Origin of the sequence: Lentilactobacillus sp. Marseille-Q4993, from assembly GCF_951230165.1 — a bacterium.
GTDB lineage: Bacteria > Bacillota > Bacilli > Lactobacillales > Lactobacillaceae > Lentilactobacillus.
Genome location: NZ_CATNVB010000005.1, coordinates 1 through 23,402, shown reverse-complemented (window position 1 = coordinate 23,402; position 23,402 = coordinate 1). Strand labels below are relative to the sequence as shown.

21 protein-coding genes and 1 other RNA gene are annotated in these 23,402 nt (G+C 40.1%); 16 read left to right on the top strand and 6 right to left on the bottom strand.

Translation table 11 applies throughout. The annotated features are described in order from the left end of the window. Positions 1-3: 3 nt before the first annotated feature. Genes QOW94_RS03290 through mvk form a run of 3 tightly spaced genes read right to left on the bottom strand, consistent with a single transcriptional unit; the run spans position 4 to position 3,053 of the window. Positions 4-1,086 (bottom strand): phosphomevalonate kinase, encoded by a 1,083-nt coding sequence (locus QOW94_RS03290; protein ID WP_283678746.1) that lies wholly within the window; start codon positions 1,084-1,086, stop codon positions 4-6. A 22-nt stretch (positions 1,087-1,108) separates the two neighbouring features. Then, on the bottom strand, positions 1,109-2,095 hold the full coding sequence (mvaD, locus tag QOW94_RS03285) for a diphosphomevalonate decarboxylase (protein ID WP_283678745.1): 987 nt from the start codon (positions 2,093-2,095) through the stop codon (positions 1,109-1,111). Next, complete coding sequence (mvk, locus tag QOW94_RS03280; RefSeq protein ID WP_283678744.1) at positions 2,076-3,053, bottom strand: mevalonate kinase; 978 nt, start codon at positions 3,051-3,053, stop codon at positions 2,076-2,078. The genes mvaD and mvk overlap by 20 nt, the downstream gene beginning before the upstream one ends. A 181-nt stretch (positions 3,054-3,234) precedes the next feature. On the opposite strand from mvk, the gene QOW94_RS03275 reads away from it, so the two are divergent. From QOW94_RS03275 to QOW94_RS03255, 5 genes are all read left to right on the top strand, one after another. Beyond that, entirely contained in the window at positions 3,235-6,024 is a 2,790-nt protein-coding gene (locus tag QOW94_RS03275; protein WP_283678743.1) for a helicase C-terminal domain-containing protein, read from the top strand. Between the two features lie 68 nt (positions 6,025-6,092). Then, positions 6,093-6,596, top strand: a complete 504-nt coding sequence (locus QOW94_RS03270; RefSeq protein WP_283678742.1) for a cell wall elongation regulator TseB-like domain-containing protein — start codon at positions 6,093-6,095, stop codon at positions 6,594-6,596. 12 nt (positions 6,597-6,608) lie between these two features. Then, complete coding sequence (locus QOW94_RS03265) at positions 6,609-7,793, top strand: pyridoxal phosphate-dependent aminotransferase (RefSeq protein WP_283678741.1); 1,185 nt, start codon at positions 6,609-6,611, stop codon at positions 7,791-7,793. A gap of 15 nt (positions 7,794-7,808) precedes the next feature. Then, entirely contained in the window at positions 7,809-9,104 is a 1,296-nt protein-coding gene (gene asnS / locus QOW94_RS03260) for an asparagine--tRNA ligase (protein WP_283678740.1), read from the top strand. Positions 9,105-9,131: 27 nt separating this feature from the next. After that, positions 9,132-9,833: a DnaD domain-containing protein gene (locus QOW94_RS03255; RefSeq protein WP_283678739.1), complete on the top strand. Its 702-nt coding sequence runs from the start codon at positions 9,132-9,134 to the stop codon at positions 9,831-9,833. 52 nt (positions 9,834-9,885) lie between these two features. Here QOW94_RS03255 and QOW94_RS03250 read toward each other — a convergent pair whose 3' ends face one another. Together QOW94_RS03250 and recU are read right to left on the bottom strand one after the other, a co-directional pair. After that, entirely contained in the window at positions 9,886-12,276 is a 2,391-nt protein-coding gene (locus tag QOW94_RS03250; protein ID WP_283678738.1) for a PBP1A family penicillin-binding protein, read from the bottom strand. Between the two features lie 28 nt (positions 12,277-12,304). Next, a complete protein-coding gene (gene recU, locus QOW94_RS03245; protein ID WP_283678737.1) occupies positions 12,305-12,901 on the bottom strand; it encodes a Holliday junction resolvase RecU in 597 nt (198 codons plus the stop codon). A gap of 129 nt (positions 12,902-13,030) precedes the next feature. Between recU and QOW94_RS03240 the strand changes: the two genes are divergently transcribed. The 5 genes from QOW94_RS03240 to QOW94_RS03220 all read left to right on the top strand — a co-directional run bounded on the left by QOW94_RS03240 (position 13,031) and on the right by QOW94_RS03220 (position 16,780). Next, positions 13,031-13,603, top strand: a complete 573-nt coding sequence (locus tag QOW94_RS03240; RefSeq protein WP_283678736.1) for an SLOG family protein — start codon at positions 13,031-13,033, stop codon at positions 13,601-13,603. A 56-nt stretch (positions 13,604-13,659) separates the two neighbouring features. Then, a complete protein-coding gene (gene gpsB, locus QOW94_RS03235) occupies positions 13,660-14,046 on the top strand; it encodes a cell division regulator GpsB (protein WP_283678735.1) in 387 nt (128 codons plus the stop codon). A gap of 20 nt (positions 14,047-14,066) precedes the next feature. Beyond that, positions 14,067-14,448, top strand: an RNA gene (gene rnpB, locus QOW94_RS03230) — RNase P RNA component class B. A 95-nt stretch (positions 14,449-14,543) separates the two neighbouring features. After that, a complete protein-coding gene (locus QOW94_RS03225; RefSeq protein ID WP_283678734.1) occupies positions 14,544-15,665 on the top strand; it encodes a THUMP domain-containing class I SAM-dependent RNA methyltransferase in 1,122 nt (373 codons plus the stop codon). 5 nt (positions 15,666-15,670) lie between these two features. Then, positions 15,671-16,780: an NAD(P)/FAD-dependent oxidoreductase gene (locus tag QOW94_RS03220; protein ID WP_283678732.1), complete on the top strand. Its 1,110-nt coding sequence runs from the start codon at positions 15,671-15,673 to the stop codon at positions 16,778-16,780. Here the strand turns inward: QOW94_RS03220 and QOW94_RS03215 are convergent. Beyond that, entirely contained in the window at positions 16,771-17,160 is a 390-nt protein-coding gene (locus QOW94_RS03215; RefSeq protein ID WP_283678731.1) for a ribonuclease HI family protein, read from the bottom strand. The two genes, QOW94_RS03220 and QOW94_RS03215, sit on opposite strands and share 10 nt — an antisense overlap. A gap of 30 nt (positions 17,161-17,190) precedes the next feature. Between QOW94_RS03215 and QOW94_RS03210 the strand changes: the two genes are divergently transcribed. The 6 genes from QOW94_RS03210 (at position 17,191) to QOW94_RS03185 (ending at position 23,191) form a co-directional block, all read left to right on the top strand. Beyond that, positions 17,191-17,589, top strand: coding sequence for an EbsA family protein (locus QOW94_RS03210; protein ID WP_283678730.1), 399 nt, complete (start codon positions 17,191-17,193; stop codon positions 17,587-17,589). Positions 17,590-17,611: 22 nt separating this feature from the next. After that, a complete protein-coding gene (gene lspA, locus QOW94_RS03205) occupies positions 17,612-18,049 on the top strand; it encodes a signal peptidase II (RefSeq protein WP_283678729.1) in 438 nt (145 codons plus the stop codon). A gap of 2 nt (positions 18,050-18,051) precedes the next feature. Beyond that, positions 18,052-18,948: an RluA family pseudouridine synthase gene (locus tag QOW94_RS03200; protein WP_283678728.1), complete on the top strand. Its 897-nt coding sequence runs from the start codon at positions 18,052-18,054 to the stop codon at positions 18,946-18,948. Positions 18,949-19,031: 83 nt separating this feature from the next. Continuing rightward, on the top strand, positions 19,032-19,568 hold the full coding sequence (gene pyrR, locus QOW94_RS03195) for a bifunctional pyr operon transcriptional regulator/uracil phosphoribosyltransferase PyrR (protein WP_283678727.1): 537 nt from the start codon (positions 19,032-19,034) through the stop codon (positions 19,566-19,568). A 22-nt stretch (positions 19,569-19,590) separates the two neighbouring features. Next, positions 19,591-20,682 carry a carbamoyl phosphate synthase small subunit gene (locus tag QOW94_RS03190; protein WP_283678725.1) on the top strand — a complete coding sequence of 364 codons (1,092 nt, stop codon included), beginning with the start codon at positions 19,591-19,593 and terminating at the stop codon, positions 20,680-20,682. After that, on the top strand, positions 20,666-23,191 hold the full coding sequence (locus tag QOW94_RS03185; protein WP_283678724.1) for a carbamoyl phosphate synthase preATP-grasp domain-containing protein: 2,526 nt from the start codon (positions 20,666-20,668) through the stop codon (positions 23,189-23,191). The genes QOW94_RS03190 and QOW94_RS03185 overlap by 17 nt, the downstream gene beginning before the upstream one ends. Positions 23,192-23,402: the final 211 nt, after the last annotated feature.

Genomic DNA, 23,402 nt, shown 5'->3' with positions numbered 1-23,402 from the left:
CGTTTAGGCTTTAATATCGTTAATTTCATGAACCTTCATTGGTAATTCGGTAATCCCAGAACTTTTCCATTCGGTCAGTAGGGTCGAAACATCTTCCTTATTGCTGATAATCACGATCCCACAATCACCACCACCTGCACCTGATGTTTTGGCTGATGCATTATGGGCAACGGCAATATCGCACATCTTTTTTAAGATTGGGGTTTCAATTGCAACTTTAGTGAAAGAAGCTAAGTTATTTAGAATCGTTCGGTTTTCTTTGATTCCTGCCTGTATTAATGACAGCGACTGGGTTTCAAAACCTGAAATCAATTTTTCTAAGCACTGCTTGCTAGCATCTAAGAAGTCCTGGTAGTTCATCTCATTTGTGGATTTTTGATATGCAACTTTATCAACTAGATGAGAGGTTGATGCGGGTGATCCTGTCCATCCAATCATCAATTTTAGATTATCAGGTGGGGTCAACTGCCTAATTTTTAATAATGGCCACGGTTGCTCCAGAATCGTTTTCAAATTGGCGGTGTTTCTTGCTGCTTGAAGCCACTCTCGATCAAAGGAACGGTATTCGATCCAACCACCATAAACACTAGCTGCGATGTCACCTAAAGAACCATTTCCCTGAACGGACAGGTGCGCGATTGCTGCTAGTTTAAATAAAATCGCCTTGGTCATTGGTAGCTCGTAGAATTGGCAAACAGCTTTGATAGTCGCAACTGTTACCGCCGCGGATGATCCTAATCCATATTTTCGACCACTGGGGCTATCTAGTTCACTGTTAACGAATAAATCATAGACGGCCATTTTCTTGCCGAGTTGTTGGGCGTATTCTTCGGCTAATGAAATTGCAGAAATAATGTAATTAAATGTATTGTCACGATTGTCCAAAATCATTTGGTCTCCCTGACGCCGCCAGAAAACCGAGTCTTCTTGGTACTGTTGGGAAACGATTTTGCCGTATGAACTACTCTCTTTGATTGATACCCTGACGAATTGGTTGAGGGCAACGATTATCGAAGGGTATCCTGGCTCTACCACTGCGTACTCACCTGCTATATATAGTTTTCCAGGTGCTTTAGCTTCTATCAAAACATTCAGTTCCTTTCCCAAATTATAAGATTTCAATTCCCGGACCGGCTTTAGCAACATTAATGTTGGCCGCTCCAATTAAGTCAGTGAAGGCAGCTGCGATTTTAGTAACGTTGTTTGATCTCGATAAGATTTTGACGTTAGGACCAGCATCGATTGTAAAGTAACATTCGATGCCGTTAGTTCTTAGCTGATTAACTTGATTCATTATTTCGATCGTTTTGGGTTCGAAATATGTAAATGGTGGGGTGGCTCCCATCGTTAGTGCATGCATCTTAAGGGCATTAGATTCAGAAATTTGGCCAAACCGGGTAAAATCATCATCTTTAATTGCCAGTTTTATATCGGTCAAATCGCGGCTTACGATTTGTGGCCATTCGTTATAAAACGGTGATGTATCAACGGTCGTCTTCATTTCTTGGCGGCTAGAAACTTTTTTCTGGTTGGCGTTTACTGTCAAGGCAATAACATTGATATCGGTTAGATTAGCATCATCAACTTGAACTGCATGCGATGAATGATCATCTACTCCTGGTAACCACTCAACGAAGCCACCAAAAATCGACCGACAAGCTGAACCGGATCCCTTCCTAGCTAAGATCGATAACTCGGTCGGAGTTAAAGCTAATCCGGCAGCTTTACTCGTGGCCCCAGCTAATGCTGCCATCGCAGATGCGGATGATGCGAAGCCCGCAGCTGTCGGAACGTGATTTGTTGATTGAACTTTGGCAAACCGACTCTCGCCAGCCATATTTCTAACGATATCAATAAACCGGCTAACTTTTTTGGTCGCAGCTGAATCCTGAACTTGAGAATTTAAGTAAAATTCATCGTTGGTTAACTGCTCGTTAAAGGTGACTGTTGTTTCAGTGTAAAATTTGTCCAAGGTTAACGACAAACTCCCGGTGTAGGGAAGAATCAACTTATCATCTTTTTTGCCCCAGTACTTAACTAGGGCGATGTTGGTGTGGGCTCTTGCTGTCGCAGAGTTATTGGACAACATTGTCATTTTGCTTTTCTCCGTTAAAACCGTAATTTTTAAAAGACTGAATCCAAGTTTGGGTTGCCCCAGCCTTGCGTAATTCTGTAGCCAATCGTTGAGCAGTAGTGGTAGAATCAGTCAAAGCAATCATGCATCCACCAAGGCCACTACCTGTGAGCTTTGCCCCAAGGGCTCCTGCTTTCTTTGAAGTTGAAACCAGTTTATCTAAAGTAGGTGTGCTAACCCCAAGATCGTGAAGCCGTTGTTGACTTTGATACATAAGGTCACCAATCTTACTGCCATCCCCAGTAATGATTGCGCGTTTAGCCTCCGTCGCAATCCGGCCGAGGTCATCAATTAGCGGTTTTGTATTGTCTGAATCATCCACCATATTGCGGGCAATTAGGGAGACAGCATCTGCCGTTTTCCCTTTGATACCGCTGTCGGCAATAACCAGATTATAATCCGCAAGGTTGAAGGTGATTTGAGCATTTTCTTTATGCTTGATAAACCAAATTGGAAAATGAGAACTAGCGGTGGCTGTATCAATTCCACTGGGGTTACCATGTGTAATTTTTTCTTCGATCAGCGCTTCTTTTAGCAACTTTTCTCTGTTCAATGGCACATCGAAATATTGATACAAAGCTCTGGTTATTGCAATTGCGGTGGCAGCTGATGAACCCATTCCTCGCTCGGATGGAATTTGACTAGTTATTGTCATCTTAAAATTAGCAGATGATTTCCCGAGTTCATTGAGAATATGGTCGATTAATGTCTTGACCCCTAATAAGTTGTTACTCATATCAGCGATTGGGCCTTCATAATACCGACTACTGAGAGTCTGCCCTGATGGTTCTAAACTGATTTCCGCATGAACATCTACCGAGTACAGTGGCAATGCAATAGCTGGCTGTCCGTAAACAACGCTGTGCTCACCAAATAAGATTATTTTCGCGTAGCTTTTTGATATTACTTTTTTCGTCAATTTTATTCGCTCACTTTCAAACAGTACAATTTTATCATAATTCATAGGAGTAAGTGGCCACCGATGGCGATATTTAGATATTTATAAAAACTCAGTTTAGCTTAGGTAGATATAACCCATGCGCGTGTAGTATTATAGTATTTGGCAATAATTAATTACGAAACGAAAATGTGGTGAAAAAATGAACGTCAATTCAGTTTACTCAGTGGTTGATATGGAAACCACCGGAACGGATGCAGCTGGGGACGATAGGGTAATCCAGTTTAGCGGATTTAAAGTTCAAAACAGCAAAATCATCGATAGTTTCACCACGGATATCAATCCAAATCGGGATATTCCGTCACGCATTGAGCAATTAACTGGTATTCATAAGCAACGGGTTGCGGATGCACCAACCATGGATATGGTTGCTAATAAAATCTATTCATTTCTCAAGGGAACTGTATTTGTGGCTCATAACGTTAACTTTGATTTTCCGTTTTTGAATGTCGAGTTGGCCCGAGCCGGATATCCAGAATTGGAAAATGAAGCAGTTGATACCGTTACTTTGAGTCAGCTATTACTGCCGACTCAAAATAGTTATCGACTTGCTGATTTGAGTTCCTACTTTAATATTGATCATGAACACCCGCACAGTGCTGATGGTGATGCAATGGCCACTGCAAAGCTATTGATAGTATTGCTTCGGCAAATTGAAGGATTACCATCAATTACGCTCCACCAAGTGGTTAACCTTCGGCCTAATTTACCTAAAGATACCCTAAAAGTTTTTCAAATGTTTGATGATTTAAATGCAGATAAGGCAACAGCAAAGCGATTGCCTGGCCACCTTATGTTGGTCGATGGCATTGTCCTTAGAAAAAAAGTTCCAATGACAGCGACAGGTGACCAAAATGCTGATCATCAGTTTCCAAAGACTGCTGCCGATAAGCAAAAGGTGTTACCAAGTAACTTTGAATCCCGCCGGCAACAGAACACCATGATGAACCTGATTTTCAACAATTATGACCGTAAGGAGCTTGATGATACTAAATCAGTTATTGTTGAGGCACCAACTGGAATTGGTAAGAGCTTGGGTTATTCGCTACCGTTAGCTTATTTGAAGGAACCTGATCGAAAAGTCATTATCAGCACTTCGACGAATTATCTACAAGATCAGTTGCAGAACCAAACGATTCCGCTACTAAACCAGGTATTACCTTTTAAAATCACTAGTCAGATTCTCAAAGGAAGTAGTCATTATCTTGACCTAGCTAGGTTTAAAGATGCATTCACTTCAGGGACGGGAACGACCCACGATGCATTTTTGATTGCTCAGTTACTAATCTGGTTGACGATTACAACCACGGGAGATTTAGATGAACTACACCTGAACATTGACCAAAACTCAATGATTGAGCGAATTCAACATCGAGGAATTCAAACGATCAATCCAAGTAGCGAGTTTGCTAGGGATGATTTTCTTCAGTTTAATCTCAATAATGCTAAGAATGCAGACTTTATCATTGTTAATCACAATTATCTGTTAAAGCACCTTGATTTTCTTCACGAAAAGCTTGGTGGTTACTACTTATGTATCGACGAATCTCACCAATTTACAGATACAGTAATTCGAGAAAATAAATTGGAAGTATCCGTTCATCAAATTCAGGTTGAACTTGACAGAATGACGACCACATTGCATTCACGGGCTTTTAAATCAATCGTTCAAATAAACGCGGTGATTAAAAAAACGGTAAATTCAATTTTGGCTGTCAAACACGAAATCACCACCGAACTTAACAACTTTAATGCTAATTTACTCAGGTACGGTTTTGGAACAACAAAAAAAGCTCAGTTACTGTTAGATAGCGGTGAAATGGAGATGCTTGCTCCCGTTTTTCAAGGAACTAGAAGTAAGATAGTGAAGATGACACAGCAGCTGACCGATCATGCCCTCAGACTGGAAACGGAATTTAGGAATAATCCCGAATTAATGACTACCAGTGAAATCAAACAAACTATCGATACTTACGCTGAAATTAGTAATTGTATCGAACTACTTGAACGATTAACTCGAATAGAACAATTAATGACCGACGAGTATGAGGAACATGTATTTTGGCTTGAGCGCCCAGATAGTCAGCAAGTTAAAGTGAGTTGTGGCTTATTTGATACTGGTAATTATCTTAAGCAGACGGTATATAAATCATTTCCCCGGCCAATATATACTGGGGCAACAATTTTTTCATCAAAAAAGTCAAAGTATGTATTTGACTCGCTAGGATTAACTCGAAATGAAGTGGTCTCTAGGAGATTGAAAACTGATTTTGATTTCAAAGATAATTCACGCCTTTATTTGGTTAATTCGTTTACTGATGCCAATCGCTTGGGGAATGACGATTATTATAAATTTCTTGCCGAATCCATCGTTCGAATCTATAAGAATTCTCCTCGTCAAATGATGATTCTATTCAATTCCTTAGACGCCATTTCTCAGACTTACAGTTTCATGTCTGAAGTTGGGTTTACCCAGACCCATAACGTTTTAGCACAAGGTGTGAATGGAACTGCAAATAAAATCAGTCGCTTATTCAACCAACAGCAACCAAGCTTATTGATGGGGACGGGTACTTTCTGGTCAGGAGTAGACTTTCCAGGTGACAAACTTGAAAATCTGATTATCGCCCAATTACCTTTTGATGTCCCAACTGAGCCCTACAATCGGGCGATGGCTAGTCGCCAGCGGAAGAACGGCAAGAATCCATTCTATTCAGTTAGCTTACCGAATGCCACTTTACGGATGAGACAGGGAATTGGCCGTCTAATTCGGACCAATGATGATTATGGGACGGTGTTTGTTCTTGACCCTCGGCTTGTTCAACGACATTATGGGGAAATCATGCTGAGAAATCTGGAGGAATACCCCCAACTTAAAGGTGACCTCGACGAATGCATTGTAGATATGCTAAGTTTTTTTGAAAAACACTAAATCCGAGGGGATGCCAAGTGGCTATTTGGTATAATCGAATTAATTAAGTAATTTTAGGAGAGCTATGAATGCAAAGGCGACAAAGAATCAGAAAATCGAATAGGTTTTTGAAGTGGGGAATTGCGATTGGCATTTTGCTGATTATTTTGGCAACTGCAATTGTAATTGGCGAAGCCCAGTCACCACTTGATAAGGCAAAAAGTGAGAGTATTCAGATTGCCAAGAAATATGCTGATGTTACTGACGTTAAGGGGTTTTACAACTCTAATTTGACGCGAACATATTACACAGTTGCGGGTTCAACTTCGAAGGGGAAATCTGTATACGTGATTATTGCCAAGAAGGGCGGTAAAGTGACGGTTGTCCCAGAAAGTGACGGCTTGCCTGTCTCAAAAGTAAAGACGCTAATTACCGAAAGAAAAAAGCCGAAGAAAATTAACAGTGTTTCGATCACCCTTCTCGGGGGTAAACCACACTGGGTAGTTAGTTACGTAAATTCAAGCAATCGATTGTGTTTTGCCACACTGAACTTTAAGACTGGCAAGATAGTTCAACTTATTGCTAATGTGTAAGGGGATAAAAAAATGAAGTTTTCAACTAGAGCAAATATGATTCAGCCGTCTGCCACCGTTGCTGTGTCTAATAAGGCAAAACAAATGATCAAGGATGGCATCGACGTTATTAATTTAAGTATTGGGGAGCCTGATTTTGAAACCCCTGATTTTATCAATGATGCAGCTAAAGCAGCTATTGATAGCGGTAAAAGTAGCTTTTATACTCCAGCAAGCGGAATTTCTGAGTTAAAAGAAGCCATTTCTGAAAGAATTAAGGCGGATTATGGCGTAATGTACTCACCTGACAATATTAGCGTTGCGGTGGGAGCGAAAATGGCACTTTATACCTTGTTTCAAGTGCTGACAGAACAAGGGGATGAGGTGCTGATTCCCCAACCATCTTGGGTTAGTTATACCCAACAGGTAATTTTAAGTGGAGCCACTCCCGTTATGGTTCCAACTAATAATGAGTTTAAAATCACTCCGGATTCGTTGGACAAGACCGTAACAAAGAACACCAAGGTGCTAATTCTTAACTCGCCTCAAAATCCAACTGGAACCGTTTATTCACGAGATGAGCTAACTGCAATTGGTAATTGGGCTGTCATGCATAATATTACGATGATTGCTGACGATATTTACCAAAAGTTAGTGTATAACGACAATCAATTTGTTTCGCTAGTTCAGTTGGGCGACCAAATTGCCGCATCAACAATTTTAGTTAATGGAGTTTCTAAAGCATACTCAATGACTGGCTGGAGAATTGGTTATATTGCTGGGGAGCCTGAGTTAATTCAAAAGGTTAACGCTATGGCGTCACACTCACAAGGAAGTCCAACAGCGGTAAGTGAATATGCCGCAGTGGCAGCGTTTAACTCCGACCAAAGTGCGGTTGAATCAATGCGAATTGAATTTGAGAAGCGACTAAACACTATTTACCCTAAAGTTAATGCTTTGCCAGGGTTTAAAATGGAGTTTAAACCACAGGGAGCATTTTATTTATTCCCCGAGGTCAGTGAAGCCGTAAAACTAACAGGATCGAAGAATACAAGTGAGCTAGTTGAAAGAATTTTGACTGAAGCTCACGTTGCAGTGGTTGACGGAGCTGCATTTTCAATGGATAATCATTTAAGGTTGAGTTACGCTACGAGTCTTGATGACTTGGAGACTGCAATCCAAAGAATTTCAGATTATTTAAATCAATTTGTTCAGTAATGGAGGAAATTTAGATTGAAAACAATCAATATGATCGACGCACCAAAGTACGTTGATGAACGAGTAAAAATTGGGGTTTGGCTTACTAACAAACGCTCAAGCGGAAAGATTGCCTTTTTGCAACTTCGTGACGGTTCTGCCTTTTTCCAAGGAGTCGTGGTTAAAAGCAACGTCAGTGAGGAAACATTCGAGCTAGCTAAGGAAGTTAAGCAAGAAACAAGTATGTTTGTGACCGGTGTTGTCCACGAAGATTCACGGTCAAAATTTGGGTACGAACTTGAAGTTGAAGAAATTGAAGTTCTTTCTGAAACTCACGATTACCCAATCACCCCAAAGGAGCACGGAATTGATTTCTTGATGGATCATCGTCACTTGTGGTTACGTTCAAGTCGGCCACACGCAATTATGAGAATCAGAAACGAAGTCATCAGAGCTACATATGAGTTTTTCAACAATGAGGGCTTTGTTAAAATTGATTCACCAATCCTGACGGGTAGTGCTCCCGAAGGGACAACTGATTTGTTCCATACTGAGTACTTTGATCGTGACGCCTACTTATCTCAAAGTGGTCAATTGTACGAAGAAGCTGGTGCCCTAGCATTTGGCAAAGTATTTTCGTTTGGACCAACTTTTAGAGCTGAAAAATCCAAGACAAGACGGCATTTAATTGAATTTTGGATGATTGAGCCAGAAATGGCGTTCATGCACCAAGAAGAGAGTCTGGAAATTCAAGAACGTTACATCGCATTTTTAGTTCAAAACGTTATTGATCATTGCGCGACTGATTTGGAAACATTAGATAGAGATATTGAGACTTTGAAGAAATACACTAAGCTACCTTATCCACGAATTAGCTATGATGAAGCAATTGAGCTTCTTCAAAAGAACGACTTTGATGTGACTTGGGGTGCCGACTTCGGCTCACCTGAAGAAACATTTCTTGCTGATCAATTTAACCAACCAGTATTTGTTCTCAACTACCCTAAAGCTATCAAACCATTCTACATGAAACCACACCCAACTCGAGAAGACGTTGTTATTTGTGCAGACTTACTTGCTCCAGAAGGGTATGGAGAAATTATCGGTGGTTCTGAACGGGCCGTTGATTATGACTATCTTCTAGACCAAGTTAAGAAGGCAGGATTAGACCCTAAGGAATACTCATGGTATCTCGACCTTAGAAAATACGGAAGTGTTCCGCATTCAGGCTTTGGTCTTGGCTTAGAAAGAGCTTTGACGTGGTTGACCGGTGAGGACCATGTTCGGGAAGCAATTCCATTCCCAAGATTATTAAACCGGATTTACCCATAACGATTAGTTAGAGAGGAGGGAATAAGTTTGGCAGATGTTGATCCGAGTAAATATTTTGCTGGGCAGACTACAATCAGCAATTTATTATTAGCTCACTATCGTGAAATTGGAATGACTAATGACGAGCTGATTCTGTACCTCCTAATAAAACAAAATGATGATATTTTAGTGCCCATGCCAGACCCTCAGGTTATTGGGAGTCAAACTGGTTTTAGTGAAAAGAAGATTTTTGATTTATTTCATAGCATGATTGAAAAGAAGCTTGCTAAAATTAGTAACATGAATGACGGCAATCAAACGATTGATGCGTATGATTTTTCGGATATGTACGAGAAGCTTTTAAAGTTGGTTACCGAAATGGAATCAACGAAAAAAGCTGTTCAAGCAACTCACGTAGACATGCCATCATTAACTGATCGGCAGCGAGTCTTTAGTGCTATAGAAGAGGAGTTTGGTCGTACTCTTTCCGGATACGAAATCGAGACGATCAACGACTGGCTCGGAATCGATAATTATGAACCAGATTTCATATTGTTAGCACTCAAAGAGGCCGTTTTAAGCCAAGTCTATAATCTCAAATATATGGATCGAATCATGTTGAGCTGGAATAAAGAGAACCTAAAGACTGCTCAGCAGGTTCAAAATAAACGTTCTAAACGTAAACAGGGTACCGACGATGGTAATATAGGTAAGTACCAGGGACCTGAAATACCGTTTATTGATTTGTAAAAAACAACCTCGAAATCCACTTAGCGGATTTCGAGGTTGTTTTTTTGCTTATTTAATTACCGGTATCAGTATTATCTGTATTTGTTGTAGCGGTATTATCATTGGTAGTCTGATTTGTGTCATTAGAAGTGGTTCCACCACCCGTATTAGAAGTGTTACCACCTTGGTCAGTATTTGTATTGTTATTAGTTGAATTGCTATCTGTACCAGTATTTGAACTACCAGTATCAGTGGTGTCATCATCGCCGCCATCACCAGATCCGGTGCCACCAGTTGGTTGCTGAGTAGTGTCCGAACTTTGAGAAGTTCCTGTGCCGGTAGTTCCTGAATTGCTAGAAGTTTCTCCTTCACCAGTTCTAGGTGAGGTTACGGTTGCCGAGCTGGAGCTATTGTCAACTGTATATCCACTTGTGGTCTGATTTGAACTGCTATCTGACTGAGCTGATTGGTAACCTTGAATATAATAATCATCTGAACCACTCTTGATGACGTTGCTTGGTTGGGTCCAATCTGTATTAGGCTTATCCTTAGAAATATAACCCATTACATTTTTATATATCTGTTGTGCAATTTCTGTTTGAGGTTGGGTAATGTAAGAATTTGCTCTGAATTGATGATCATATCCAGTCCAAATTGCTAATGAATAGTTTTTAGTATAACCAGAGAACCACGAATCCATTGAGGAGTCTGACGGTACCTTGTTGATATAATCGTCAGGATACTGAGTCGTTCCTGTCTTACCAGCTTCATAGAGCCCTGAAACTTTCGCAGCCGTACCCGAACCACTACTGTCGGTCATAACCCCTTTGAGCATACTAGTGATCATAAATGCTGTTGCTGGGGTCATTGCCCGTTTACCTTTACTTTCAAATGTCTTAGTCTGGCCATTTGATTGAACTATTTTATTGATGTAATAAGGTTTGTAGTATGTTCCACCGTTAGCAAACGCGGCGTACGACGCAGCTAATTGTTCACTTGAAATATACAACCCAATCCCGTTTTGGAGCTCGAGCTGCTTATCAAACGGCATCCCAAGTCCCTTCAAGAATTTTTGAGCTCTGTCAATTCCAACGTTTTCCAAAGTACGAATTGCCGGAATATTCCGAGATTCAATCAGGGCTTTTCTCATTGTGATGGTACCCTGATATTTGTTATCAAAGTCCATTACTGACTTGTTGGTTCCTGGGTAAATATACGGTGTATCTTTAACTGGTTGATAAGTGGGGTACTTCATATATTCGATTGCTGGACCATAATCCATAATTGGCTTTGCAGTCGAACCAGATGACCTACCAGTCTGAACAGCTCGATTCAATCCAAACGAAACCTTTGTTTTTCTGCTACCTTGCATGGCAAGGACTTTTCCGTTATTAGGGTTAACTAAGGTTGCTCCAACCTGGAATCGTTTGCTAGGGTACGCAATCGACGGGTCACTATTTGAAACTTTATAAAGTTTCTTTTGAGCAGTCAAATTCAAATTGGTATAAACTTTCAAGCCGCTGTTAGCTTTATATCCTCGTTGTTTTAACTCCTGCAAACTTTGCTTTAGATAGGAATCAATTACTCTACCCATCTTTTCACTGGTATTAGTCTTACTATGGTTAGCTACCAAGCCTGCTTTGATAGATACTCGTTTTGCCTGAGAGCCTTCCGCAGAAGTGATGGCTTTATTCTTCACCATCGCATTCAATACTTCGTCACGGCGTTCTTTAGCATACTTTGGAAAGCGGTAAGGGTTATAGGTGTTTGGCGATTGCGGCATTCCAGCCAGTAAAGCAAATTGAGGTAAGGTCAGCTTGGATAGCGTCTTACCGTAATAAAATTCAGCGGCCGTTTGCATTCCGTATACACCATTGCCCATATAAACTTTATTGATGTAGAATTCCAAAATCTTTTGTTTTGAGTATTTATTTTCAACTTGCCAAGCCAACCAAGCTTCTTGGGCCTTCCGCTTTATTGTTCGGTCGGAGGCAGCCGTTGAGAAGACTGAAAGCTTAACCAATTGTTGGGTTAGGGTACTTCCACCTTGAAGCCCGAGTGAAGACCCCGTAACGTTGGCTACTAAGGCCCCAGCAATTCTGACTGGATCGACACCATGATGCTTATAGAATCGTCTATCTTCGATTGAAACAACAGCATTTTTTAATGTCGAAGGAATCTTGTTCGACTTAACGTAATCTCTATTTTGGCTTCCTAATCGGGAAATTACGTGACCACTAGCGTCATAAAACTTAGTTGAGTTATCACTCGACAGGGCAGCTGGGGTAACTTTTGGGGCTGATGATGCGTAATAAGCGAATAATCCTGCCCCTAATAAAAAGACTAAAACAAATGCGAATAGCAAAACCTTAAATGTAGTTTTAATCCATGATTTTTTCTTTGGTTTGTTTTTATTCCTTGCGACTCGACTTTCATCGGTCCGCTTTGGCTTTTTCTCAGACATATGAATCTCCTTAAATAAATTTGACCATCTAAATAATACAATCAACTGCGCTTAGGTATGGAATAAGGGGGGTGATTTTATAATCGATTTGATATCCCTTATCGTGTATAACCTGTCGCGGAATTGATTTTCGACCGCCGTGCTCCTGATTGTCCCAATAGGGTATCAAGTCAGATGCTTTGAATAAGAAGACGCTCTGGTCAGTCACAAACTTAATAATAGCAAAACAGATGCCCTGTTGCTGTAAACACGCCCTCATATGTTCGATTTGATGGGCGTGAAAGTTTTTGAGGGGGAAAGAAGTTGCTGATTTGGTTTCTTTAGCATCAAAATCAATATACCTACCCCGATAAACACCATTGTAGTCAGTGGTTGATGCGCGCCGAAAGTAAGCTTCCTTTATCTTTGCGGCACTTCGTTTTGGATAGTCGACCGCAACGATTTGAATAGGAGTTGGCTTTTTATGAATCACCGCAATCCCGTTGTTCAAGTAATACTCATTACTACGATTGATCTCATCTTCTAAGGTCATCCCCCGGTTAGAAAATTCGACCGAACTACTTTCTTTACTCAGAATATCATCCTTGAATGAGTATTTTTTCCCATTTGGGTACTTAATAGTCATATTTTTATCATCCCTAGTTTAGTGGTAATAATTTCATTGTACAGCATTAGTATGTATTGAAACCACTAATAATGATATTATAGCAGTTGGTAGAATTTATGAAAAATGTTTCTGATATAAGGTGATTATTTGAGTAGATTGTGGATAACGGGTTATCGCAGTTATGAGCTGGGAATATTCGATAATAATGATCCAAAAAGAAAAGTTCTCGACTATGTTTTAAAAACAGAATTAGCGACGGAAATCGAAAACGGCGTTGATTGGATAATATCGGGCGGACAAATGGGGATTGAACAGTGGTCACTCACTACTGCTATCGACTTGAAAAAAGAGTATCCAGATGAATTTCAAACTTCAATGATTGTGCCGTTTGCTGATTTTTCGTCAAACTGGAATGAAAATAACCAGCAATCGTTTGCTACTGTAAAGTCGAAAGTTGATTTCTTTGCCTCTGTCAGTAATGATAGTTATAAGAGTCCTCAACAATTAAGAAATTACCAAGAATTTATGATTAATCATACTGATGAGGCACTTCTGATATATGATTTAGATAGTCAGGGAAAGACTCAATTCGATTATGAAAAAATAAAAAATTATGCAGCCGACCATCCTTATCCTTACCGGTTGATTACGTTTGACGATCTTCAAACAGCTTCTGAAGAATACTTAGAAAGTTTAGATAACGGTTTTCAAGATGAGTAACATATGGTATTATGTTTTGGTACGGTGCAAATCAATGACGAGGTGTAACCAATAAAATGGAAAACATTAATTTTACTCCAAAAGATATTCTAGAACGTCAGTTTAAGCAGAAGATGCGGGGTTATGACCCTAACGATGTTGACAGTTTTTTGGATGACATTATTAAGGATTATGAAAGATTCACGAAAACCATCACGGATCTTACTGATCAAAACCAACGATTAAAGGTTCAAGTTGACGAGTTAAATAAACAAATCACAGTTGCTAGTCAAAGTACTCCAAGTGCAACTGCCACTACGCAAGTTCGTCAACAACCAAGTCAACCAATGTCGAGTGCAACTAATATGGATATCCTTAAGCGACTATCCAACCTTGAACGTAGGGTATTTGGTTCTCAACTAGACAATGGTGCAAGTGGTTCTAACGAGTCACACCGTCTTTAAAATAGTTTATAACTGGTGTAAGTCCTGAGTAATCGCGGTTATCTTTTGATAGCTGAGGAAAGTCCATTCTCGCACAGGCTGCAATGCCTGTAGTGTTCGTGCTCGGCGAAAAAATAAGCCGGGGGACCTCTTTTAAGAGAGTTACGGCGGACATCTAAACTAAGGTTTCGGCTATGCTTAGATGTCCCGAAGGTGCCACAGAGACGATTGGTTGGGGAAACCTAATCACTGGAACGCGGTAAACCCCTCGAGCGGGAAACCCAAACTTTTGGTAGGGGAGCTTCACACACGGAAAACAAACCAAGTGTGGGGGGGAGAAGATTTTTCTTCTCCGAGATAGATGATTACTACTTGTTGCCACTTTTCCTGGGGTGACGCAAGCACAAAACATGGCTTACAGGGATTTACACCATCAGGACGTAGTGGGAGCTTGCTCCCACTTTTTTATTACCTAAAAAATCAATAACTCGAACATAAATAACAAAGGAGACCAATCAATGTTTAACTTAATTGCAACTTGTGCTGCCGGAATTGAAAGTTTGGTAAAACGTGAACTCACTGACCTTGGATACGAAGTTCAGGCAGAAAACGGACGAATTAGATTTAAAGGTGATGGTAAGGATATTGCTAAAACTAACTTATGGTTACGGACGGCTGATCGAATTAAAATCGTAGTGACCGAGTTTGATGCTAAGTCATTTGATGAATTGTTTGATCAAACGACTGCGATTCCTTGGGATCAATACTTACCAATGGACGCCGAATTTCCGGTCGAAGGAAAGTCGCAAAAATCGACACTTCATAGTGTTCCTGATGTGCAGGCGATTGTAAAAAAAGCCATTGTAAGCTCATTGAGTGCCGCTTACCATAGACACACTCGCCTTCCTGAAACGGGGGCTAAATACCCACTGGAAGTAGCAATCAATAAAGATCACGTGATGATCACCCTTGATACCACTGGTTCTTCACTTTTCAAGCGGGGTTACCGGGTAGAAAAAGGAAACGCTCCAATGAAGGAAAACATGGCTGCCGCATTAGTGATGCTAACCAATTGGAAGAAAGACATGCCGTTCTGGGATCCATTTTGTGGTTCAGGCACAATTCCAATAGAGGCAACGATGATTGCTAGAAACATAGCCCCTGGATTCAATCGGAATTTTGCCTTCGAATCATTTCAATTTTTAGATGATAACTTAGCCCAAGAAGCTCGTGATGAGGCTGACAGCCTAGCAGATTATGATTCTGAACTTGAAATCCATGCGTCTGACATTGACGGTAGTATGATTGCCATTGCTAAGCGAAACGCAGAAGAAGTTGGGCTGTTGGACGATATTCAGTTTAAACAAGTCGCAATCGCTGACTTTAAAACCGAATTGAGTGGGGGAGTAATCGTTTCTAATCCTCCTTATGGTCAACGAATGGGAGAGCAAGAAAAAGTTCACCAGATTTACAAAGAAATGGGTAAAGCCCTTGCTCCAATGAAAGATTGGTCAAAATACTTTATTACTAGTGATCTTGACTTTGAAAAGTACTATGGTCAAAAAGCCACTAAGAAGCGGAAACTTTATAACGGTGCGATTAGAGCGGATTACTTCCAATTCTGGGCTGAAAGGAAGTAATTCAGGTGCAGAACATTGCAATAATCGGTGGCGGAATCATTGGGGCGACATCAGCATTTTATTTGGCAAACAATAATAAAGTTAATGTTACCTTATTTGATGATGATTGCGGACAGGCAACTAAGGCTGCTTCGGGAATCATTTCACCATGGCTTTCAAAGCGCAGAAACAAAAGATGGTTTGCACTTGCAAAACGGGGAGCCGATTTTTACTCGGAGCTCGTACGCGATGCAAAATTAGGCAAAGATGTCTATCAGCAAACTGGTACAATCGTCACTCGCAAAGAGCCAGAGAAGTTGACTGAGTTGTATGCTCTAGCTAATGAGAGGCTTCAGGTAACTCCGGCTATGCAGTCGGTAAAACTACTCACTGCAGATGAAGTTAAAGAGCTGATACCCATATTGACTAACCCTGAGGCAGGAATTTTTGTTGCTGGCGGTGCTAAAATTAATGGTCATGAACTAGTGGCCACGCTAATTTCGCAAGCAGTTAATAATGGTATGCATTTGAGCAATAGCCGCGTTAAATTATCGAATGGATTTGAAGTTGTTGAAAATAGTAATCAACAGAAATTTGATAAGATAGTTATTACTCCAGGTGCGTTTCTTGCAAACCTACTAGAACCGATTGGATTTGACGTCGATATTCGTCCTCAAAAGGGGCAACTTATCGATTTGAATATCCAATCAACGGTGTTTGATGACATGCCCGTTTACATGCCAGAAGGCGAATCAGATATTATCCCATTTACCGGTCATCAATTGACAATTGGGGCAACTCACGAGAATGAAGCAGGTTTTGATTTGAATCCTACTGAATTAGCTGATAAGTCGTTATTTGCGAGTGGTCAAAAATCAATTGCTAATTTATCAGAAAATGAAATTAATCGAGTGAGGGTGGGGACAAGAGGCTATACTAGTGATTTTGCACCATTCTTCGGTGCAATCGAGGGTCAGCCGAACGTGCTAGTTGCCGGTGGTTTAGGCTCATCAGGTCTAACAACTGGTCCGATAATTGGTAAACTATTGGCCGATATGGCAGTTTCGGGTGATTATCCTGATTTTGATTCGTTCACAAAACCCGTGGCCCAATATGTAAAAATGCATCATAAGTGATGTAGCTTTTGGATGGCTAAATTATGGGCTCCTTTATTCTGATTGTCTGCGATCCATTCATTTACTACGGCCTGATATCGGGACTGTAGTTCAATCAATTTGTCGACATATTCCTGATAGTGCTTTGCATACTGCTTATTAAGAGCATCAATCAAGATTTTACTATCAGAATAAAAGAGAATGATCTCATCATGGCTGATTTTTAGGTTAGCTAGTTCTGTGAAGCCAGCGATTGCTGCTTGAAATTCTGCTGTATGATTGTCCATTGCCACAAGCTCTTTACTGAGCTGAATTTGGTGGCCCTCATGAACAATTAGAATACCCGCAGCACTCTTTTGGGTGCTTTGTTTTACGGCTGCATCGGTGTATAATTTAAGCATTTCCTACCACCTTATTTAGGAGTTTATTAAATGATAACTCAAAAAAGAAGATTTTTATATCAACCAAGTTTTCTTAGTAGCATTATTTGTTGGAGCTGGACGCTAGTGATTTTCTTTGTTGGTGTCGTTATTTGGCTTGAAATCACTCATTTTCAATGGATAACTTTATTTTTCTTTGTTCTGTTTGGACTTGTTAGCTGGGCAGAGATTCGCTTTAGAAACATAACAATTGAAAACGAAAAATTAATTGTAAGCAGAATAATCAATCCCCACACCTTGGTAATTGAGCTTGCAAAGATCGAGAGTGTTCAGACATCCAAGTATCAGCTCGGTTTTGTTGCTAATGGTAAAATTTATGCATTCATTTTACCAGCAAACTCAGTAATTGAACTTAAAAACTTAATAACTGGTTATAAGCCAAGTAACTAGCAAAATAGAGAGGATTTTTACCTTGCCATTTTTATACATTGGATTGATTGCAATTTTAATTGCGATCGATCAAGTTGTTAAACACCTCATAGTAGTTAACCTCCAACTTGGACAAACTACTTCGATTATTGATGGGATTCTGTCATTTACCCACCTAAATAACACTGGTGCCGCTTGGAGCGTCCTATCTGGCCACCAATTTATATTCGTCGTGATAGGAATAATCGCACTCATCGTTATCGCCTACATGATGTTCAAATTTAGAAATGATAACTGGTACATGTTCAGTTTGGTACTGTTGTTCGCTGGTGCAGCGGGCAACATCATTGATAGAATCAGACTGGGGCATGTTGTTGACATGTTTCAGTTAGACTTTATCAATTTTCCGATTTTCAACTGCGCGGACATGTTTCTAACGGTTGGAATTTTATTATTAGCCATTAGAATCGTGAGAGAGTAATTATGAGTGATTTTAAAATAACCGAAAAGGAAGACCGATTAGATAAACTGGTTCCGTTGTTTGTTCCTAGCTTAACGCGCTCAAAGGCAAAGACGTTGATCGAATCAGGGGCAATAAAAGTTAATAGCCAACGGGTAAAACCAAAGTACACTGCAAAAATTGGTGATGTTGTTTCTGTTGAAATTCCTGAGATCAAGGAAACTGAAATTATTCCTGAGGATATTGACCTCGATATTGTGTATGAAGATGATGATGTTATCGTGGTTAACAAACCAACTGGAATGGTTGTCCACCCCGCAGCAGGACACCCTTCTGGAACATTAGTAAATGCTCTACTTTATCACAGTCCGCTATCCCACATTAATGGTGAGTTTAGGCCAGGAATCGTACATCGAATAGATAAAGACACATCAGGGTTGTTGATGGTGGCCAAAAATGATCATGCCCACATTGAACTTTCAAAACAGTTAAAAGAAAAGAAAAACCTGCGTTTGTATGTTGCACTCGTTCATGGTGTTATCAAGGAAGATTCAGGGACAATCAATGCCCCAATTGGAAGATCTAAAAATGACCGTAAGAAACAGGCAATTGTGGCTGACGGCCGAGATGCCATCACTCACTTCACCGTTATAGAACGATTTAAAAGCAGTACCTTGATTCATTGCCGGCTTGAGACAGGACGAACCCACCAAATAAGGGTTCATATGAAATATATCAATCATCCACTGATTGGTGATCCACTTTACGGACCGAAGAAATCAATTTCCGATAATGGCCAGTACTTACACGCTGCAGAATTAGGGTTCATTCACCCAACTAGTCATAAACTGATGATGTTTTCGGCACCATTACCGGCATATTTTAATGATAAAATTAACCAACTAAGAAACGACAGGTAAGTTGTCTTGACATTAATTAACTGCTTTTCTATGCTGAATGGTAATAGATTAGTAATGGGAGACTATATTTAAGGAGCTAAATTATGGGTAAGAATATTTTGGATAAAATGGCAATGCAACGGGCATTGACTAGAATTACTTACGAAATCGTTGAGAGAAACAAAGGGGTCGAGGATCTAGTTTTGATTGGTATCAAGACTAGAGGAGTCTTCCTAGCTGAACGAATCGCAAACAGACTTCAGCAATTAGAAAACGTAAGTATTCCAGTTGGTGAATTAGACATTACCAACTATCGTGACGATATTGAACATGATGCAACTTCAATTGATGAAATCAAGATGTCTAACAACAACATTGACTTCTCAGTTGAAAACAAACGGGTCATTTTAGTCGATGATGTTTTATACACTGGCAGAACTGTCAGAGCTGCTCTTAGTGCGGTTATGGACCTTGGTCGGCCTAAGTCAATCAATCTTGCTGTCTTAGTCGATAGAGGCCACAGAGAGCTTCCAATCCGGGCAGACTTTGTGGGGAAAAACATACCAAGTTCTCAAAAGGAAAAGATCAAAGTTTACGTTAACGAAATTGATGGTAAGGATGCCGTTGAAATCCTAAAATAGACAGATTGTAGGTGGTAGATAGATGACTGAACGATATTTAATACTTGAAGATGGCTCCGCTTACCTAGGTAAGGCTTTCGGCTCATTATCAACCACAACTGGAGAAATTGTTGTCAACTCAACGATGAATGGTTATCAAGAGATTATTTCTAATCAAATCTATCACAACCAAATAATTGTTTTTACTCAATCATCGATTGGAAATACTGGGTTAGATCAAAATGCATACGAATCAATTATGCCAACTGCAAAGGGCGTCGTTGTTAAAGAATACGAGAATTTGGCAACCGATCAGTTTAAGCGAATTTCATTGGATCGGTATTTAAAGTTACACCGGATTCCCGGAATTTACGATGTTGATACCCGTCAAATCGTGCATCATCTACGAGAAAAAGGGAACATGAAGGCTAGTATTGTTGATGTTGCAGATGAGCACGCGTTTGATCAGTTACATGCGACAGTACTTACAAATCAACAGGTTTCGCAGGTAGCAACACCAAAGCCATATGCTAATCCGGGTGACGGGGACAACGTTGTCGTTGTTGATTTTGGACTAAAAAGCGGTATTCTTAGGGAGCTATCAAAGCGGGACTGTAATATCACAGTTGTTCCCTGGAACTCAACCAGTGAGATGATTCTAGATTTAGATCCGGATGGAGTGGTGCTTTCAACTGGACCAGGGGCGCCAACAAGCTTGCCAGATGATGTTCTTGAAATGATTAGAAATGTTCAAGAAGCCGTCCCAATGTTGGCAATTGGGCTAGGACACGAATTGTTTGCGATGGCTAATGATGCTCAAATTGTTGCGTTGGAATCTATGCACTATGGTAGTAATCATCCGATTAGAGAAATAATCACTAATGAAGTGTTTTACGCTGGTCAGGAACAAGGTTATGCGATTGATTCAAAATCAATTAATCATGACAAACTTTATATCACCCATGCTGACCTCATCAATGGAACTGTACAAGGCCTACGTCATCGTGATTACCCCGCATTCTCGGTACAATTTTCACCAGATGGTGCTCCAGGACCCAAAGATGCAGTTGGGGTATTTGATGACTTCGTTGAAATAATGGCAAGGAGAAGGGATAGCAGTGAAACAAGATTTTAAAAAAATCCTAATCATCGGTAGTGGATCGTCTAATATTGGGAACGAAAATGAATACGATGCCGCTTGTTTCGAGACCATTGCTGCCATCAGGAAAACTGGCGCTAAGATAGTTTATATCGATAATAATCCTTTTTCTGTGTCTGCAGAAGAAGTTCAAGCCGCTAATGTCTATTCGCTAGAAGTTAATTTTGCAAACGTTGTTTCAGTGATTGAAAAGGAGCACCCAGATGCAGTTATGCCAACCATTGGAGGACTAAAGGCAATCCAAATTGCATGGCAACTGTACGAAAGTGAAGTCCTTGAAGAACAACAAATTTCCCTTCTCGGCATTGGCCCGCAGGAGCTCACCAAGATTATTGATAATCAAAAGCTTAGAGATTCGTTGACTGAAATAGGTGAAAAGACAATTGCGTCTGTTATTATTGCGAATGAGGAAGAGGCAATGGATTTTGTTAGGGAAGTTGGATTCCCGGTTATCGTTAAACCAATTTCCTCAAGCCACGATACTAGCCGGTTTATTTGTAATAACCCTGACGAGCTCGATGATGCAATTGAAGCCAGTTTAAAACGAACATACATAAATCGCTGCTCAATCGAGCAGAGTATTGTAGGATACAAAGAAATCGAAATGGTTGGAGTGAGGGATTCACTGGGAAACAAGATGTTGGTTTCTGGTTTGGAAGATATGGATCCGATTGGAATTCACTCAGGAGATTCAATTATCTTTGCTCCAACTCAAACACTACTCAATAAAGAGTACCAAGCGCTAAGAACCTCAACGTTTTCAATAATGGATAGTCTTGGAATTAAGGGAACTTGTCATATACAATTTGCACTTAACTCGCAAACTAGCTCTTATTTTGTAACTAAGGTTAGCCCATTTTTTACTAGAAATACTAATTTGGCGGCCAAGTCAACCGGATATCCAATTTCGTATATCTCAACTTTTTTGGAAATGGGTTATTCACTAACTGAAATCAAGCTGCCAAGCAAATATAGCAAATACACAGCATACATGGAGCCAACATCTGATCACGTGCTAGTTAAGGTTCCAATTTGGCCGTTTGAAGACATTCCAGATATTGATCAGCACCTAAATACCGTGATGAAAGCAGTCGGGTCCACAATCGGGGTCGGCAGAACTGTGGAAGAAGCTATTTTAAAAGCTTTACATAGTTCTCAACTGTCTCCCCGCGATATCTTACCAAGTACTTCAAAAGTGGATGAAGATGAGTTGATTAATCAACTGATCCACCCGCTTGCAAGCAGGATCTTAATTTTAATGGAAGCTCTGCGAAGAGGCTTTTCTATTGATGAACTGTCTGAATTAACCAAAATCGATAAGTTTTATTTCTATAAACTAAACCAGTTGCTTAGAGGGCAAAAGTATGTTGCTGACCATCCTAGAACATTAAAGGCAGTTGACGTAGCTCATAAGTATGGGTTTGGGGACGGAATGCTAGCAGAGATGTGGAATTTAAGCATTAACGACGTTAGGGCGATTGGGTCCGAGTCAGCAAATCAAGTAACCTTCAAAATGGTAGAACCAAGTGCCGGTGAGCTAAACGATTCAACCGATACATTTTATTCTAGTTATGAGATGGAGAACGAAAGCGAAAGTTATTCGACAGATGATAAAGTTGCCCTCGTAATTGGTAGAGGCGGTAACCAATTGGGGCCAAATACGGCTGCTGATTACTATACTGCAAAGATTTTACTGACTCTGAAAAAAACAGGGTACCGAACAATAATTATGAATACCAATCCCAATGCCATTTCTTTATCTCCACAGTTAAGTGATAAAAAATACATTGAGCCAATTCAACTTGGAAATATTCTGAATATTATTGACCTTGAACACCCTAATGTTGTATTTTTACCAGGTAATCGTCACTTCCTATCTACTGAATTAAAGAAATTTACTGATTTGAATATCGTGCTATTACCACCAGATCAAAAAATTGCAAAATACAACGATAATCAAGCAACTAATGCAATTGATGTTTTTATTGATGGTACGACGGTTACACCTATAACAACGATTGAGTTTTCAAACGCCAAGGACAGTAACAACAAGCAACTGAAATACCTGTACAATCTTAGCGAACCGATGCTCCATTGGGAAACGGATACTGAAATTCTGGTAGACACTGTAACCCAGATAATTAACACTGATTACTGGCAGGGGCTGGTTCAAATTATGTTTAATCGCCAGGTTGACGGTTATGAATTTGTTGGGATCAGGCCAGTAACGATAACAGAAACCGCCTTTTTAACTAAAACAACTGGTGTCGATTGGGTCGCAACTCTCGTCAAAAAGTATCTTGGTAAGTTAGACAAAACCCAAATACAGGAACAACTTACCAGTTTCAATCATAAGCGGCGTTCCACAATGACTTCTGTCTTTCCGTTTAGTCAACTTCAATCTAATCAACATGACGGTACGGTTGACCAGGAAGCAGGGGCGTACCTAACATTTAAAAATTTTGAAGAACAGAAAAAGGCTTAGGAATTTTGGAACTATACTTTCTGGTATTGATGAACATCATCAATGCCAGTTTTTTTATCCAAAACAAATAGGACATCACTGTCCCATATGCTAAGATTTAAGCGTCTAAACAAAAAACAAGCGAGGTGTATGTGATGTCCCAAGACAATTCTATCTTAGATTTACTGGATATCAAAGACAAAAATATACAAATAACTAAAGTTAAGGAAGA

Coding starts and splice junctions, on each gene's coding strand:
- QOW94_RS03270 (WP_283678742.1), top strand. CDS start 6,093: ATGCAAAGGCGACAAAGAATCAGAAAATCGAATAGGTTTTTGAAGTGG.
- recU (WP_283678737.1), bottom strand. CDS start 12,901: ATGACTATTAAGTACCCAAATGGGAAAAAATACTCATTCAAGGATGAT.
- mvaD (WP_283678745.1), bottom strand. CDS start 2,095: ATGACAATGTTGTCCAATAACTCTGCGACAGCAAGAGCCCACACCAAC.
- QOW94_RS03200 (WP_283678728.1), top strand. CDS start 18,052: ATGAGTGATTTTAAAATAACCGAAAAGGAAGACCGATTAGATAAACTG.
- pyrR (WP_283678727.1), top strand. CDS start 19,032: ATGGGTAAGAATATTTTGGATAAAATGGCAATGCAACGGGCATTGACT.
- QOW94_RS03215 (WP_283678731.1), bottom strand. CDS start 17,160: ATGCTTAAATTATACACCGATGCAGCCGTAAAACAAAGCACCCAAAAG.
- QOW94_RS03210 (WP_283678730.1), top strand. CDS start 17,191: ATGATAACTCAAAAAAGAAGATTTTTATATCAACCAAGTTTTCTTAGT.
- QOW94_RS03190 (WP_283678725.1), top strand. CDS start 19,591: ATGACTGAACGATATTTAATACTTGAAGATGGCTCCGCTTACCTAGGT.
- QOW94_RS03250 (WP_283678738.1), bottom strand. CDS start 12,276: ATGTCTGAGAAAAAGCCAAAGCGGACCGATGAAAGTCGAGTCGCAAGG.
- gpsB (WP_283678735.1), top strand. CDS start 13,660: ATGGAAAACATTAATTTTACTCCAAAAGATATTCTAGAACGTCAGTTT.
- QOW94_RS03225 (WP_283678734.1), top strand. CDS start 14,544: ATGTTTAACTTAATTGCAACTTGTGCTGCCGGAATTGAAAGTTTGGTA.
- QOW94_RS03275 (WP_283678743.1), top strand. CDS start 3,235: ATGAACGTCAATTCAGTTTACTCAGTGGTTGATATGGAAACCACCGGA.
- QOW94_RS03265 (WP_283678741.1), top strand. CDS start 6,609: ATGAAGTTTTCAACTAGAGCAAATATGATTCAGCCGTCTGCCACCGTT.